The 14,989-nt window shown below is 66.3% G+C and carries 13 protein-coding genes; 4 read left to right on the forward strand and 9 right to left on the reverse strand.

The genetic code is table 11. The features are described 5' to 3' along the window. Nucleotides 1-61: 61 nt before the first annotated feature. Nucleotides 62-1,597, reverse strand: a complete 1,536-nt coding sequence (locus tag PCE31106_RS12600) for a DegQ family serine endoprotease (RefSeq protein ID WP_017231838.1) — start codon at nucleotides 1,595-1,597, stop codon at nucleotides 62-64. Between the two features lie 250 nt (nucleotides 1,598-1,847). Between PCE31106_RS12600 and PCE31106_RS12605 the strand changes: the two genes are divergently transcribed. Next, on the forward strand, nucleotides 1,848-2,249 hold the full coding sequence (locus tag PCE31106_RS12605) for a hypothetical protein (RefSeq protein WP_150563474.1): 402 nt from the start codon (nucleotides 1,848-1,850) through the stop codon (nucleotides 2,247-2,249). 30 nt (nucleotides 2,250-2,279) lie between these two features. Here the strand turns inward: PCE31106_RS12605 and PCE31106_RS12610 are convergent, their stop codons facing one another. Then, on the reverse strand, nucleotides 2,280-3,689 hold the full coding sequence (locus tag PCE31106_RS12610; protein WP_150563475.1) for an ATP-binding protein: 1,410 nt from the start codon (nucleotides 3,687-3,689) through the stop codon (nucleotides 2,280-2,282). Then, nucleotides 3,689-4,396 carry a response regulator gene (locus tag PCE31106_RS12615; RefSeq protein ID WP_017231841.1) on the reverse strand — a complete coding sequence of 236 codons (708 nt, stop codon included), beginning with the start codon at nucleotides 4,394-4,396 and terminating at the stop codon, nucleotides 3,689-3,691. Before PCE31106_RS12615 ends, PCE31106_RS12610 begins: the two co-directional genes overlap by 1 nt. 394 nt (nucleotides 4,397-4,790) lie before the next feature. Between PCE31106_RS12615 and dacB the strand changes: the two genes are divergently transcribed. Both dacB and PCE31106_RS12625 read left to right on the forward strand, forming a co-directional pair. Continuing rightward, nucleotides 4,791-6,308: a D-alanyl-D-alanine carboxypeptidase/D-alanyl-D-alanine endopeptidase gene (dacB, locus tag PCE31106_RS12620; protein WP_150563476.1), complete on the forward strand. Its 1,518-nt coding sequence runs from the start codon at nucleotides 4,791-4,793 to the stop codon at nucleotides 6,306-6,308. A gap of 176 nt (nucleotides 6,309-6,484) precedes the next feature. Then, on the forward strand, nucleotides 6,485-7,423 hold the full coding sequence (locus PCE31106_RS12625; RefSeq protein WP_150563477.1) for a sterol desaturase family protein: 939 nt from the start codon (nucleotides 6,485-6,487) through the stop codon (nucleotides 7,421-7,423). Nucleotides 7,424-7,466: 43 nt separating this feature from the next. On the opposite strand, the gene PCE31106_RS12630 is transcribed toward PCE31106_RS12625, so the two are convergent. The 5 genes from PCE31106_RS12630 to PCE31106_RS12650 form a co-directional block, all read right to left on the reverse strand. Then, nucleotides 7,467-8,528, reverse strand: a complete 1,062-nt coding sequence (locus tag PCE31106_RS12630) for an L-threonylcarbamoyladenylate synthase (protein WP_150563478.1) — start codon at nucleotides 8,526-8,528, stop codon at nucleotides 7,467-7,469. A gap of 3 nt (nucleotides 8,529-8,531) precedes the next feature. After that, nucleotides 8,532-9,725 carry a 5-(carboxyamino)imidazole ribonucleotide synthase gene (locus tag PCE31106_RS12635; protein ID WP_150563479.1) on the reverse strand — a complete coding sequence of 398 codons (1,194 nt, stop codon included), beginning with the start codon at nucleotides 9,723-9,725 and terminating at the stop codon, nucleotides 8,532-8,534. Between the two features lie 41 nt (nucleotides 9,726-9,766). After that, nucleotides 9,767-10,273 carry a 5-(carboxyamino)imidazole ribonucleotide mutase gene (gene purE / locus PCE31106_RS12640; protein ID WP_150563480.1) on the reverse strand — a complete coding sequence of 169 codons (507 nt, stop codon included), beginning with the start codon at nucleotides 10,271-10,273 and terminating at the stop codon, nucleotides 9,767-9,769. A gap of 16 nt (nucleotides 10,274-10,289) precedes the next feature. Continuing rightward, a complete protein-coding gene (locus PCE31106_RS12645) occupies nucleotides 10,290-11,195 on the reverse strand; it encodes a phosphoribosylaminoimidazolesuccinocarboxamide synthase (RefSeq protein WP_017231847.1) in 906 nt (301 codons plus the stop codon). Nucleotides 11,196-11,340: 145 nt separating this feature from the next. After that, nucleotides 11,341-12,810: a hypothetical protein gene (locus PCE31106_RS12650; protein ID WP_150563481.1), complete on the reverse strand. Its 1,470-nt coding sequence runs from the start codon at nucleotides 12,808-12,810 to the stop codon at nucleotides 11,341-11,343. 304 nt (nucleotides 12,811-13,114) lie between these two features. Between PCE31106_RS12650 and PCE31106_RS12655 the strand changes: the two genes are divergently transcribed. Next, nucleotides 13,115-13,720 carry a hypothetical protein gene (locus tag PCE31106_RS12655; protein WP_150563482.1) on the forward strand — a complete coding sequence of 202 codons (606 nt, stop codon included), beginning with the start codon at nucleotides 13,115-13,117 and terminating at the stop codon, nucleotides 13,718-13,720. 101 nt (nucleotides 13,721-13,821) lie between these two features. Here the strand turns inward: PCE31106_RS12655 and fba are convergent, their stop codons facing one another. Then, nucleotides 13,822-14,886 (reverse strand): class II fructose-bisphosphate aldolase, encoded by a 1,065-nt coding sequence (fba, locus tag PCE31106_RS12660; RefSeq protein ID WP_026131529.1) that lies wholly within the window; start codon nucleotides 14,884-14,886, stop codon nucleotides 13,822-13,824. Nucleotides 14,887-14,989 lie beyond the last annotated feature (103 nt).

Consider the following 14,989-nt stretch of genomic DNA (forward strand, 5'->3'; position numbering starts at 1 on the left):
CGCTGCCGAGCACCGGCACACAAGGTAGTGCGTGGCATCCCGCGAGTGTCTCGCCCGGCGCTTAGCCGAGATCAACCGGGATGAAAATCTGTTGCCCGTCGCGCTGGACGAGCAACGCGACATTATTGCCCGCTTTCTTGAGCTTATCGCTCAGTTGCGACGCACTCGTCACCGGCGTGCCGTTGAGCGACAGGATGATGTCGCCCGCCTGCACGCCCGCCTGCTCGGCCGGTCCGCCGACACGGGCCACCAGCAAACCGTGCGTCACCTGTGCCGCGCGCTTCTCGTCCGGCGAGAGGTCGCGTACCGCGAGCCCCAGCCGGCCATGCGTGGCCGAGTCGTCCGTGCTCGCGACGTCCTTCTTCTCGTTCAGCGCCGCCACCGTCACGCTTACGTCCTGCTTCGCACCATTGCGCCAGACGGTCAGCGTCGCCTTCTCGCCTGGACGCATATCGGCGATCTTCTCCGGCAACTGCACCGAGTCCTCGATGGTCGTGCCGTTGACCGCCAGAATCACGTCGCCCGGCTTCAGGTCCGACTTCGCGGCCGGACCATTCTTGTCGATGGACGACACCAGCGCCCCCTCGGGCTTGGGCAAGCCGAACGACTTCGCCAGCGACTGGTTCACTTCCTGAATCGTTACGCCGATGCGGCCACGGCTCACCTTGCCAAACTGCTGGAGCTGCGCCTTGACCTTCATCGCCATGTCGATCGGAATCGCGAACGACAGGCCCTGGAAGCCGCCGGTACGCGAATAGATCATCGAGTTGATGCCGATGACTTCGCCGTTCAGGTTGAACAGCGGTCCGCCCGAGTTACCCGGGTTGACCGGCACGTCCGTCTGAATGAACGGCGTGTAGTTCTCGTCAGGCAACGCACGCGCCTTTGCCGACACGATGCCCGCCGTCACGGTGTTGTCGAAGCCGTACGGCGACCCGATGGCCACCACCCACTCACCGGCTTTCGATTTCGACGGATCGCCGATTTTCACCGTCGGCAGATTCGTGGCGGCAATCTTGAGCAAAGCCACGTCGCTCGCCTTGTCGCTGCCCACGACCTTCGCCTTGAATTCACGCTTGTCGGTGAGCTTCACCGTGACCTGACTCGCATCGTCCACGACGTGCGCGTTGGTCAGGATGTAGCCGTCCGCGCTCACGATGAAGCCCGAACCGAGACTGCGCGTCGGTGCGCTGCCACCATCGCCACTGCCGTCGCCGCCGTCGTTGCCCGGCGCGCCGTAAAAGTGACGGAAGAACTGGAACAGCGGATCGTTCTGATCCATGCCGGGCGGCATCGGCATCGCCGTGGCACCGCCCCCCGCCGAAGGTTTCCCATCGTGCGTCACACTAATGTTGACTACGGCCGGTCCGTATTGTTCCGCCAGTTGCGAGAAGTCCGGCACGAGCATGCGTGGCGCGGTATTCGGGGTGTTCGGTGCATTGGCGGCTGGCGTCGCCGGATTGGCCGCATTGGCGTCGGCGACCATCGCCGAGGCGAGCGGCGCCTGCCAGTGCTGACGTCCGGCAACATAGCCGCCCGTCAACGCGACGAGCACAGCGCTGGCAACCAGCGTACGAGTGAGCTTCGAGGTCCGCATGAGTCTCTCCTGACTGACACCACGTTTGACATGACTGTGATGGTAGAGAGACTCCCTTAAGGCAACCTTAAGACGATCTGAAAAGTGACCCATCGGCTGCCAACGGGCATTGCACTGAGTGCTATGCGTTACGGCAGCAAGCGTTTGGAGGGACAACTCGCGTGGTTCGCCTTGCGCATGATGCATTCCGCTGACTACGGTGGCGAAGTGGCGCGATCCCGCGCCGCGAGTCTTCGTCTACAGGAGAATCATGATGTCTACGATCGACACGCCGCTTGATCGCCGGTCCGTACATGGCCGCGCCGCTCGCTGGATGGGATGCGCCGGAGTTACGTTGTGCCTCGCCTTCGCGGCATCGGTGCACGCCGCGCCCGGCGGCCATGGCGATGGGATGGGAACACAAGGCCCGGCCGATTCCATGCCGAACGCGATGTCGCTGCCGAGCCAAAACAGTGCCTGCACACCGGACGCGCCAGCCGATCAGGCCATCGTCGGCAAGTCGCTCAGCGAAGCCAAATCGATGCTACAGGGTTGCCCGTGGCGCATCGGCACGCAGGATGGCAGAGCCATGCCGACGACGCGCGACTACCGCCCGGATCGCCGCACGCTCACGATCGACAATGACAAGGTCACAAGCGTGACACGGGGGTGAGGGCCAGAGACATCGCGTGCGACAGACGTATCAAAGCGCAGGCGGCGGCGCCGATGTCGCGCCGCCGAAGCTCACGCGAACGCGAAGCCCCTGGCCGTTGGAGGCATCGAACAGCTCGACGCGCGCGCCATGCGCCTGCGCGATGTTGCGCACAATCGCCAGCCCCAAACCGGTGCCCTGCGCACGCGGGGTATCGGCATCGTCTTGCGTCGCGTCGCTCGCCGGCGTCGAATGGCCGGGCGCAGCCCCCTCCACCGACGCCGCACCGCCGCGGAAGAACCGGTCGAACACGCGCTCGCGCTCGGTGGGCGCAATACCCGGCCCGGTGTCTTCGATTTCCACGACCGGTGCCGGCGTTGCCGCCACCAGCCGCACGTCGACATGACCGCCGCGCGGCGTGTATTTCAGCGCGTTGTCGACCAGATTGCCGAAGAGCGTGTGCAATGCGTTCGCATCGCCGTGCACGCGACTGACGGCCGCCAGTGCGTCGGGGGCGTCCAGCCCGAGATCGATCCCGCGCGCCACCGCCAGCGCCGCATGATGCGCCACCACCTCACTCAGCAACGGAGCCAGCGGCACCTCGACGAATGCCGCGGCCGCACGCGCGGCGTCCGGCTCCTGTCGCGCGAGCGTGAGCAATTGGGCCACCATGTGCGAAGCGCGTCGCACGCCGTCGCGCAGATCCCGCATCGCCTCGGCCCGCTCCGCGTCGGTGTGGGCACGGTCAAGCAGTTGAACTTGCAGTTGCAGCGCCGCGAGCGGCGTGCGCAATTCGTGCGCGGCGTCGGCCACGAAGGCCTTTTGCTGTGCGAGCGACGCGCCGAGTCTGCCGAGCAGACTATTGAGCGCGCGCACGAGCGGACGCACCTCGTCGGGCAAGCCGACCTCGGGCAAGGCATCCAACGCCCCCGGCGCACGCGTGTCGAGCGCCTTCGTCACGCGACGCAGCGGCTGCAAACCGCGCCCCACCACGATCCAGACGAGCAAGGCGAGCACCGGCATCGCAACCACCAGCGGCAACAGCGTGCGCACCGCCATCGAGACCGCGAGCGAATCGCGAATGACCATCGGCTGCGCGAGCTGCACGACGTTGTCGCCCACGAGCGCCGCGTAGACGCGCCAGTCGCCTTCGGGCGTCTGCACGGTCGTGAAACCGAGTTCCGCGCGCGGCGGCAACGGCGTGCTCGGGTGCGAGTAGTACAACTCCACGCCGTTGCGGCTCCAAATCTGGATGACGAGTCCGCCTGACTCGTTGTGTGCGCCAGGCACGCTCGAGAACGGCTCGGCCGGCAGCGACAGGGCCATTTGCTGCAACTGGAAATCGAACAGCGCGTTGGCCTCCGTGCGCGACTGGCGGAAGATGGCGATGCCCGCGAGCAGCAGCGCCACCGCGAGCGTGATCAGCAATCCGAAAAGGAGACGACGGCGAATCGAGCGCATCAGTTCGCCTCCGGTGCCGTCATGCCGGCCGCAGGCGGCGTCTCACCCGTTTGCGCAGGCATCATGTAACCGACGCCGCGCACCGTACGAATGGCGTCCGCGCCCAGCTTCTTGCGCAGCCCGTGGATGTGAACTTCCACCGCGTTGCTCGCCACTTCTTCTCCCCAGCCATAAATGCGCTCTTCCAGTTGCGCCTTCGACAGCACCGCGCCCGGCCGATTGAGCAACGCTTCGAGCACGGCATACTCGCGCGCGGAGAGCCCCACCGGCGCGCCGCCGCACGTGACCTGGCGCGTCGCGGGGTCGAGCACGATACCGCCATGACGCAGCAACGGCTCGCTGCGCCCCGCCTGACGTCGCACCAGCGCACGCAACCGCGCCGCCAGCTCGTCGAGATCGAACGGCTTGACAAGGTAGTCGTCGGCGCCGGCGTCGAGTCCTTTCACGCGGTCGGCCACCGCATCGCGCGCCGTGGCGATGAGCACCGGCAACGTCTGGCCGCGCGCGCGCAACGTGCGCAGCACGTCGATACCGTCGCGGCGAGGCAAGCCCAGGTCGAGCAGCAGCGCGTCGTACGACTCGAGCGAGAGCACGTCGAGCGCACGCTGACCGTCGCCGACATGATCGACGGTCCAGCCGTCCTGGCGCAGTCCTTTCATGACGGCCGTAGCAATCATCGCATCGTCTTCCACCAACAAAATTCGCATGGCTTGAGCACCGGTTGAGACCCTCTCCGGGCGTGTCACTGGCGGCCGACGCAACGTTGTTTGCGCTTGCTTGATGTTGCCTTGACGTGACACTCGCCGGAATTCGACCCATTGTAGCGACAGTTCGTTGCATGACCGCCTTACAATGGCACGCATGGGCCGCGCATGGCAGACGCACGTCGCGGCCCCGCAACCCGCTTATCGCTTCGCCGCCGCGTCCGCATCGCCTTGCCTGTGCCCGTCGTGCATTCAGGCCGTACGGTTTCGCTGCGCGCAACACTGGAGACCCTCGCCCGTCATGCGCGTTCCTCGCCTGCTTCGCAGCGCCTCTCGCTCCCCCGACCTTTCGGGCTCACTGCGCAGCCCCCTTCATTCGCCACCATCGGGCCGCCTCATGAGCAACGTCGCTCGCGCGTGTTGCGCGGCGCTGGCACTCGCGATGGTCGTGAGCAGCCCGGTCGAGGCGAAGCCGCTCAAGCACGCGAAGATGCCCAGGGTACCGGCGAGCGCCGCACACGCCACGCCGCTGCCGCCCGAATTGGCGCGCGCGCTCGCAGCCAGCAAGGTCCCCGCCGCCCATGTGAGCGTGATCGTCGCGAAGGTCGACAACCCGCTGCAAACGCGGGGCCGCATCGGGCCGCCGCTGCTTGCCGTCAATGCCAACGTGCCGCGCAACCCGGCCTCGACGATGAAGCTCGTCACGACGATTGCGGCGCTCGACACGCTCGGCCCCGACTATCGCTGGCGCACGCAGGCCTTCACCGACGGCACATCCGACGGCCGCACGCTCAACGGCAATCTGTATTTCAAGGGCTCGGGCGACCCGAAGCTCGTGCCCGAGGAGATGGAGAAGTTCGTCGCCGAGTTGCATCACGCCGGGGTGACGAACATCAACGGCGACATCGTGCTCGACCGCTCCGCCTACAGCGCGGACATTGGCGACACCGGCGCCATCGATGGCGGTGACGACCGGCCGTACAACGTCGCACCGGATCCCCTGCTGTACTCATTCAAGGCGGTCTCGTTCAGCTTCACCGGCAATCCGAACGGCACCGTCGAGGTCGGCGTGCTGCCGCCGCTGGCGAACCTGCAAGTGGCAAACAACCTGTCGTCGACCGGCTCCGGCCACTGCGGCGACTGGCTCGCCCGCATTCACCCCACGCTGAACGCGATGGCCGACGGCAGTTACGTCGCGCACTTCTCGGGCACGTATCCGGCCTCGTGCGAGGACAAGGGCTGGAACGTGGCCGCCCCCGATCGCGATCAATTTTTCCTGGGAGGCTTCCGCGCCCTGTGGCAAGCCTCGGGCGGACAGTTCAACGGCAATGTGCGTACGGGCGTCGTGCCGCCGGGCGCTCACCTGCTCGTCACGCATCGCGGCCAAACGCTGGCCGAAGTCGTGCACGACATGAACAAGTTCAGCAACAACGTGATGGCCCGGCAACTGTTCCTGACACTGGGTCTCGCCGCCGACAACAACCGCACGCCAGCCAGCCTGACGCGCTCGCGCGACGTATTGAACCGCTGGCTCGACAAGAACGATCTCGCCATGCCGGGGCTCGTGGTGGAGAACGGCTCGGGTCTGTCGCGCATCGAACGTATCAGCGCGACCGAGTTGGCCAGTCTGCTGCAACACGGCATCAACAGTCCGACCGCCCAGGTGCTCATCGAATCGATGCCGACGGTCGGCGTCGACGGCACCATGCGCAATCGGCTGATGAATCGCGACGTCGCCGGCAACGCGCACATCAAGACCGGCACGCTCGACGATGTGGGGGCCGTGGCCGGCTATGTCGGCTCGCGCTCCGGCAACATCTACGTGGTGGTCTCGCTCGTGAACGATCCGCGGGCGAGCCAGGCCCGCGGGTTCAACGACGCGCTCATTTCGTGGGTCTACGAGAACGCGCCTTGATGGGGAAGCGGCGCACCGTCTGAAAAGGCGACTCGCCTGAGCGCATTTGACGTTTCCCTCTAACCGCCGCGCTGTCGCGTGCCATTCGCGTCAGAATAGACGTTCCATCGGTGCCACCGTCGCCAAGACGCCGGGGCACCGGTTCCGATGACCCCATCGTGAGGAGACGCGAGGTCATGAACGTCGAGTTGATCCTGCTGGCGCTCGCGCCGGTGTTCGTGCTGTGCATCGGTATCGAAGCCTGGTACTGGCGGCGCCGCCGCCCCGGCATGTACAGCCTGAAGGACACGATCAGCAACGCCACGCTCGCGCTCATGCACCAGGGTGCGGACAAACTGGCCTGGCTGCTCATCGTGCCGTTTTACGCGTGGCTCTACGACCATCACCGCCTCTATACGATGCCGGGCGGATGGCTCGGCTTCGCGCTGCTCTTCATCGTGCAGGACTTTCTCTACTACGTGTTTCATCGCGCCAGTCACCGAATCCGCTGGCTGTGGGCGGCACACGTCGTGCACCACTCGTCGGAGCGGCTCAACCTGTCGACGGCCTTTCGGCAAAGCCTGATGTATCCGGTCGCGGGCATGTGGCTGTTCTGGACGCCGATGGCGCTTATCGGCTTCACACCGATACAGATCGTCGGCGTGGTCCTGCTCAACCTCGCGTTCCAGTTCTTCGTACACACCCAGGCGATTCCGAAACTGGGCTGGCTGGAATACGTGCTGAATACGCCGTCGATTCACCGTGCCCATCACGCGCGCAATCCGCGCTATATCGATCGCAACTATGCCGGGGTACTGGTCGTCTGGGATCGGATGTTCGGGTCTTACGTGGAAGAAAGCGAGACCGAGCCGTGCGAATTCGGCATCGTCGATCCGATCCGCACGCACAATCCGATCACGCTGACATTTCACGAATGGCAGGCGATGGCGCGCGACGCGCTCACGATGCCGGGTTGGCGCAACAAGGCAATGGCGCTGTTCGGGCCGCCCGAGTGGCGACGCGCGTGGCAGGCGGCACAAGTCGCGGCAGGACAGACGGTCACGCCATCGGCCGGCGGATTATCGGGAAATATGGGAAATGTTGGGGACGTTGGGGCGTCGCGCCACACGCCTTGATCGTTGACGAGGCGCGATCGCCTCGCCAGCCCGCCACTGCGCGTTATGCGCGCTCGAATGCCGCTGCTGCGCGGCCCAGGCGGTCACCGACCGCCGCCCATGCCGGGGTGTCCGGCAGACGCTCGAACAGGATATGCGTGACATTGGCGCGGTCGAGCCGGCGCAGCATCGCGTAAAGGTCGGTCGCGAGCGCGGCGGGCGTGGCCGGTAGCACAACCTTCACGATATCGGCCGACGCCGACGCGTCGGCGGGCAGCTTGGCAAGCGTTGATGCGAAGGCCGCCACCGCCACGCGCTCGCCCCCGGGACGCATCGCCAGCGCGGGCGCAAATTGATCGGCATCGCACAGGTACAACGGTGTGCGCGGTGCGTAATGCGCCTTGAGCGTGCCCGAGGCCCGCGGCGCATCGGTGTCCTGCCCCGGCAGACGCGGCATCTCGCCGAGCACCTCGGCAATCTCCTCGGGCGTGATATGTCCGGGGCGCAGCAACGCGGGGAAGCCGCGCGACAGATCCACGATCGTCGACTCGATCCCCACGGCGGCCTCGCCGCCGTCGAGCACGTGGATGGTCACGCCCGGCAGTCCGGCGAACTCATCGCGCACGTGCTGCGCCGCCGTCGGACTGACTTGTCCGAAACGATTGGCCGAAGGGGCAGCCACACCGCCTTGTCCCCCGCTTCCGCCCTTGATCCGGGCAAACTCGCGCAGCAGTGCCTGCGCCACGGGATGCGACGGGCAACGCAGCCCCACCGAATCCTGCCCGCCGGAGACGGCATCGGGGATATGCGGCGCGCGCTTGAGAATCAATGTGAGCGGGCCGGGCCAGAAGGCATCCATCAGCTTGCGGGCGGCCGGCGTGACATCGTCGCTCCAGTAGCCGGGGTCGCCCTCTGGGGCGACGTGCACGATGACCGGATGATTCGCCGGGCGGCCTTTCGCGGCATAGATGGCCGCGATGGCCGTCGGGTTCTCCGCGTCGCCGCCAAGACCGTAAACCGTTTCCGTCGGGAACGCGACCAGCTCACCGGCCGCCAGTTGTTCGGCGGCCTTCGTGATCGCGTCTGCGGGTGGCATGACGATGTGCGGCGCTTGAGGCGACGTCATCGCTCAGTCTTCCAGCGGGATGTCGAGGCTTGCCGCCGCCGTCACGCACGCTTTGCGCGCTTCGTCCAGCGACGCGCCGGCAAACGTGATGTGGCCCATCTTGCGACCGACACGGGCGTCTTCCTTGCCATACAGATGCAGGCGTGCCGAGGGCAGCGCCACCACGTCCGCCCACGCGGGCGGGCGCGGCCGATCCTTGGCCTCGCCTTCGAACCAGACGTCGCCAAGCACGTTGAGCATCACCGCGGGCGAGTGCTGACGCGTCTCGCCGAGCGGCAGCCCGGCCATCGCACGCACCTGTTGTTCGAACTGGCTGGCCGCACAGGCGTCGATCGTGTAATGGCCGCTGTTGTGCGGACGCGGCGCCATTTCGTTGGCGACGAGCGAGCCGTCCTTGAGAATGAAGAACTCGACGCACAGCACGCCGACGTAATCCATTTGCGCCGCGATCCTGGCGGCCGCGGCGCGTGCGGCATCGGCCAGCGCCGGCGCGGCGTCGGGCGCAGGCACCGTCGTGGTCGCGAGAATGCCGTCGATGTGCACGTTCTGGGCGAGCGGATAGGTCGCGACTGCGCCGTCCGCACCACGGGCGCTCAGCACCGACACCTCGAAGGCCAGCGCGAGACGCTTCTCCAGCACGCAGGGCACGCCGCCGAGCGCCATATAAGCGTCGCGGGCCTCGGCAACCGTACTCACGCGCACCTGGCCCTTGCCGTCATAGCCCAGACGCGCCGTCTTCAAAATGCCCGGCAGCACACGTTCGATGGCCGCGTCGCCGATGGCCGCGAGCGCCTCGTTCGATTCGATGACCAGATGCGGGGCCACGGGCACGCCGCAGCTTTCGATGAAGCGCTTTTCCGCCACCCGGTCCTGCGCGATCGCGACACAGCGCCCGGCGGGGCTCACGGTCGTGGACGCGGCGAGGAAGTCGAGCGACTGCGCCGGCACGTTTTCGAACTCGGTCGACACGGCCGGGCACAGCGACGCCAGTTCGGCGAGCGCCGTCTCATCGCGATAATCGGCCACGATCAGGCGATCGGCCACGGCACCGGCGGGACAGCGCGGGTCCGGGTCCAGCACGCAGACCTTGTAGCCCATCGACTGGGCGGCAAAACAGAACATGCGGCCGAGTTGGCCACCGCCCAGCATACCCAGCCATTGGCCGGGAAGAACGGGCGCAGCAGAGGCAGAATTCATCTTGGTTGAGGCGCTGACAGTCGCAGGGACGTGTTGTTCTTTTACAGCGCGGGCAGGGTCATGCCGCGCGCCACTTCGGTCTGCTTCGCACGGAACGCGTCGAGCTTGCCGGCGAGCGTCTTGTCGTCGGCCGCCAACATCGCAACCGCAAACAATGCCGCGTTGGCCGCGCCCGCCTCACCAATGGCAAACGTGGCGACGGGCACGCCCTTGGGCATCTGCACGATCGAGAGCAGCGAATCTTCGCCGCGCAGATACTTGCTCGGCACCGGCACACCCAGCACCGGCACGGACGTCTTGGCAGCGATCATGCCCGGAAGATGCGCGGCACCGCCCGCGCCCGCGATGATCGCGACGAGTCCGCGCTCGCGTGCGGCTTCGGCATAGCGGAACATGTCGTCCGGCATACGGTGCGCGGAGACGACCTGTGCCTCATAGGGCACACCGAACTCGGCCAGCACGGCGGCCGCGTTCTTCATCACTTCCCAGTCCGAGTTGGACCCCATTACCACGCCAACGCGCGGGGCCACGGCTTGTTTCTCGCTCATGTCGTCAACGTCCCGCTCAGGCCAGTTGCTGGCCGGTCAGGCGCTCGAGCGCCTCGCGGTACTTGGCGGCCGTTTTCTCGACCACTTCGTCGGGCAGCTTCGGGGCGGGCGGGGTCTTGCCCCACGTCTGCGTCTCGAGCCAGTCGCGCACGAATTGCTTGTCGAACGACGGCGGGTTGCTGCCCACAACGTAAGAATCGGCCGGCCAGAAGCGCGACGAATCGGCTGTCAGCGCTTCGTCCATCAGGTGCAGCTTGCCCTCGTCGTCCAGACCGAATTCGAACTTCGTGTCGGCGATGATGATGCCGCGCGTGGCCGCATAGGCCGCCGCTTCCTTGTACAGACGAATCGAGATCTCGCGAATCTGCTCGGCCAGTTCACGGCCGATACGACTCACCATCTCGTCGAAGCTGATGTTCTCGTCGTGCTCGCCCAGCTCGGCCTTGGCCGCCGGGGTGAAGATCGGCTCGGGCAGTTGCTGCGCATTTTGCAGACCGGCGGGCAGCGTTACGCCGCACACGGCGCCCGTTGCCTGATAGTCCTTCCAGCCACTGCCGGCCAGATAGCCGCGCACCACCGCTTCCACGAGGATCGGCTTGAGGCGCTTGACCACGACCGCACGGCCGGCGACCTGAGCGGCTTCGTCGCTTGAGACGACCGACTCCGGCGCCACGCCCGTCAGGTGATTCGGCACGACGTGCGCGAGCTTGTCGAACCAGAAGTTGGCCATCTGGTTGAGCACGCGGCCCTTGCCCGGAATCGGCTCGCCCATGATCACGTCGAACGCCGAGAGGCGGTCCGTCGTCACGATCAGCAGCTTGTCGTCGCCGACGGCGTAGTTGTCGCGCACTTTGCCGCGCGAGAGCAGCGGCAGGCTCTTGAGGGAGGATTCGTACAGGGCGTTCGGAGCGGGGGTAGTCACGGCGGGACCCAATATCAGGAAGGGCAAAGGCGTAATTATACGCGCGTCGGGCGGCGTTTCACGAAGATGTGGGTCCGGCGTGGCGCCGAGCCCCCTCACCCTCGCTTCAATGTCCCGCGCCGGCTCCCCCCGACGCGCGCCCCCCTTACCCCTGCGGGTGGCGGAACCGAAGTTCCAGCCGCGCTTTTTCCGCCTCATGGATCAGCAACGCGACCACCGGCACCCGCGAGATCGGGTTCGTCAAATAGCCGTCTTGACGCAGGCACGCCCGATACCAGCCGGCCACCGACGAGGCTTCGTAATACTTGTTGTCGCACGTCAGCCCGTAATCGTCGAACGACACCAGGCGCACGGCGTCCGGGCTGTCCGGGTCGATATCGTCTTGAGAGATCCGGTCGATGTGCCCGTCGACATAGCTAGGGCTCAGGAATCGCACACCGCTCAGGGCATGGATTTCGTCTCGCAGCCAGAGCAATGCCGTGCCGGCCGGCAAGCCGCCCGAGGCAAGCAGCGGGGCGACGCGGTCAAAGTTCGCTTCCAGAATATCGGCTGCACGGCGACGCCCGGCGTCGGTCTGCCAGTCGATGGCCGCACCGCGCGCGGCGGTCAGTTCCGGCAGTCGCTGCCGGAGCAGATGCACTTTGCGCTCCCAGCGCGGCTCCCCTCGCCCCGGGCTGCGCAGCATATCGAGCAATCGGGCAAATTCCGCCATGAGATCGAAGCTGCGCGAGGCGACGTTAATATGGTGGTCGCTCGCCTCCGAACGCTGCGCGATCACTTGTGCCGCCAGATCGTTACGCACGTGCGCGTCACCGCACCGGAGTTGCAACGCCGCGCTGGCCGCCACGGCGCTTGGACGCGCAATGCCACGCTCCGAGCACACGAGCGCGATCTTGCCCGGGTTCTCTCGCATGAACGTTGCCACGCCCCGACCGGCACGCCATAGCACCTCGCGGGGAATCTGTGCGTCGAATCGCTCCATGCCCGTGAACTCCATGAACTGCACATGCGACAGTCCGCCGTCGAGGCCGACGGGCGACGCTTGCGGCGCAGCAGACCCGCGTGCGCCTCGCGCGCCGTGCATCACGCTCAGGATGTATCCGTCAATCGGGCGCTCGTGGTAACCCGGGGCACTCGTCGTGTCGATCGGCGCGTCACGAAGCTGCATGGCGCCCGGCTCGACGCAGAAGATCGCGCCGATCTGCGGATGGGTCTTGAGCATGCGGGTGAGCACCGAGGCCTCTGCCGGCGTCGCGGTCGGACCCACGATGAATTGATGCCCGCCCAATTCGATCAGGCCGAAGCGCGTACATTTGCCGTCCACACGGATGAGCGTCGACGTATTCACGCCATAGGCCTCGACCCACGGGTCCGCCCCTTCCCCGCTCGCCCACTCGGGCGCCGGGTCATCCGCCCCCCAGAGCGCGATCGGCACGGGCGTGTCGACCGTTGGCGTCGGGCGAGCCTGCCAGTCGGCGGCCATCGATCGCATGGATGTCGTGCGCACCGACGGCCCGGGTACCGGATCAGGTGTGGCGGCATGGACCTCGCCGGTCACATCGGCGCCGCGTTGCGGCGCGCGCGAGGACGCTGCCCGATTCGCGGCGGAGGTCATCGTCCTCGCCATGGACGAACGCCGCGACGGCGGCCGAGACGCCTCCTCGGAACTGGATAGCCCCAGGCACCAGGCGACGGTCTTGGGAAGGCGATTCAATGGCATCGATATCTCCGGGTGGCCCATCATTGGCATGGGCGGATTGGCGGGGGGCACCGGAGACTGCCACGCGATGTCGCACCGGACTTCAGGAATCGGCGGATCGCTGTCGTTTTGCACCCTCGCAATGCGGGCGCCTTCCCCGCCTGCCTGCGCGCCGGATGTTGCCTAGAATGGAAGCGTTCACCTGAACCAAGGCGCTGCCATGACGATCACATCGACACCCGGACCTGTCTGGCCGACCCGTGCAGGGCAATGCGTCGCAACCCTCGCCGCCGTGCTGGCGCTGGCGAGCCTGCCCGTGCTGGCGCAAACGGCGGCGCCGCACGCGGCCGCGCCGCCGTCTGCCGGGGCCCATGCGCACGCGCCCGCCCATCGGGCCAGTGGGGCACGCGCGGCATCCGGAACGTCGAGCACGACGGCCACCGCCGACACCACCGAGCGGCCCACGCTACCCAGGCTGGTGGCGATCGCCACGCCGGAAAACGACGACGGCATTCCGCGTTTCGCCCTGTTTGCCGCGCGCGATATCGAACAGTTGGGTTTGCAGTTCCCGGCGCAAGACGGCGTCGCCCCCGCCGATATCGAGGTCGTCGTCACGATGAGCCTGCGCGACAGCGCCACCGCACGGATGCGTGATTTCTCGCGTCAGCATATGAACGAACCGATGACGCTGATCGTCGACGGCGTGGAAATGCTGACCGCCACGATCCGCTCGGAGTTGGGCGGCAAGTTTCAATTGCAGATGCCAAAAGAAAAAGCCCGGCTTCTGTTCCAGCGTGTGCTGGCCAAAGCCGGGCCTGCGACCTGAGCGTCGTGTGCCTTCGAGCGGATTGCCTCGTCGGCGCCACGCCGCCCCGGCCGGGCAGCAAGCCATGCGGGAGAACCCCGGCATGGCCGTGATGCAGGTGATTACTTCACGATCTGCGAGAGATCGCCGCTCTTGTACTTCTCGGCCATCTTCTCGAGCGCGACCGGCTTGATCTTGCCGGCCTGACCTTCGCAACCGAACGACAGATAGCGCGCCTTGCACACCAGCTTGGCGGCTTCGCGAGCCGGCTTGAGGTAGTCGCGCGGGTCGAACTTGCTCGGGTTTTCGAACAGATAGCGACGGATCGCGCCGGTCATCGCCAAACGGATGTCGGTATCGATGTTGATCTTGCGCACGCCGTGCTTGATGCCTTCGACGATCTCTTCGACCGGCACGCCGTACGTTTCCTTCATGTCGCCGCCGAATTCACGGATCTCGGCGAGCAGTTCCTGCGGCACCGACGACGAGCCGTGCATCACGAGGTGGGTATTCGGAATGCGGCGGTGGATTTCCTTGATGCGGTCGATGGCGAGAATGTCGCCCGTCGGCTTGCGACTGAACTTGTAGGCGCCGTGCGAGGTGCCGATGGCGATGGCCAACGCGTCGCATTGCGTCTGGTTCACGAAGTCGGCGGCCTGATCGGGGTCGGTCAGCAGTTGCTCGCGGGTCATCGTGCCGTCGGCGCCGTGGCCGTCTTCCTTGTCGCCCTTCATCGTTTCGAGCGAACCCAGCACGCCCAGCTCGGCTTCCACCGTCACGCCGATGTAGTGCGAGAACTCGACCACTTTCTTCGACACTTCGACGTTGTACTCGTAGCTGGCAACCGATTTGCCGTCGGCTTCGAGCGAGCCGTCCATCATCACGCTCGAGAAGCCGCTCTTGATCGCGGCCATACACACGGCCGGCGACTGGCCGTGATCCTGGTGCATCACCACCGGGATGTGCGGATACGCTTCCACGGCGGCCGAGATCAGGTGACGCAGGAACGCTTCGCCGGCGTACTTGCGAGCACCGGCGGAGGCCTGCATGATGACCGGCGCACCGACTTCGTCGGCGGCGGCCATGATGGCGGAAACCTGCTCCAGATTGTTGACGTTGAAGGCCGGCAGACCGTAGCCGTTTTCGGCGGCATGGTCGAGCAGCTGTCGCATAGAGACTAGGGGCATGATGTTCTCCTTGGAATCACAAAACTAAGCAAATCTTTCCTCGATCCAGAAGTGCCCCTCATGACGACGGCTCGCTGGCGGCGTGGCGTTTGCGCCTTGCCGC

Source organism: Pandoraea cepalis (assembly GCF_902459665.1).
GTDB lineage: Bacteria > Pseudomonadota > Gammaproteobacteria > Burkholderiales > Burkholderiaceae > Pandoraea > Pandoraea cepalis.

Coding starts and splice junctions, on each gene's coding strand:
- PCE31106_RS12600 (WP_017231838.1), bottom strand. CDS start 1,597: ATGCGGACCTCGAAGCTCACTCGTACGCTGGTTGCCAGCGCTGTGCTC.
- PCE31106_RS12605 (WP_150563474.1), top strand. CDS start 1,848: ATGATGTCTACGATCGACACGCCGCTTGATCGCCGGTCCGTACATGGC.
- PCE31106_RS12610 (WP_150563475.1), bottom strand. CDS start 3,689: ATGCGCTCGATTCGCCGTCGTCTCCTTTTCGGATTGCTGATCACGCTC.
- PCE31106_RS12615 (WP_017231841.1), bottom strand. CDS start 4,396: ATGCGAATTTTGTTGGTGGAAGACGATGCGATGATTGCTACGGCCGTC.
- dacB (WP_150563476.1), top strand. CDS start 4,791: ATGAGCAACGTCGCTCGCGCGTGTTGCGCGGCGCTGGCACTCGCGATG.
- PCE31106_RS12625 (WP_150563477.1), top strand. CDS start 6,485: ATGAACGTCGAGTTGATCCTGCTGGCGCTCGCGCCGGTGTTCGTGCTG.
- PCE31106_RS12630 (WP_150563478.1), bottom strand. CDS start 8,528: ATGACGTCGCCTCAAGCGCCGCACATCGTCATGCCACCCGCAGACGCG.
- PCE31106_RS12635 (WP_150563479.1), bottom strand. CDS start 9,725: ATGAATTCTGCCTCTGCTGCGCCCGTTCTTCCCGGCCAATGGCTGGGT.
- purE (WP_150563480.1), bottom strand. CDS start 10,273: ATGAGCGAGAAACAAGCCGTGGCCCCGCGCGTTGGCGTGGTAATGGGG.
- PCE31106_RS12650 (WP_150563481.1), bottom strand. CDS start 12,810: ATGACCTCCGCCGCGAATCGGGCAGCGTCCTCGCGCGCGCCGCAACGC.
- PCE31106_RS12655 (WP_150563482.1), top strand. CDS start 13,115: ATGACGATCACATCGACACCCGGACCTGTCTGGCCGACCCGTGCAGGG.
- fba (WP_026131529.1), bottom strand. CDS start 14,886: ATGCCCCTAGTCTCTATGCGACAGCTGCTCGACCATGCCGCCGAAAAC.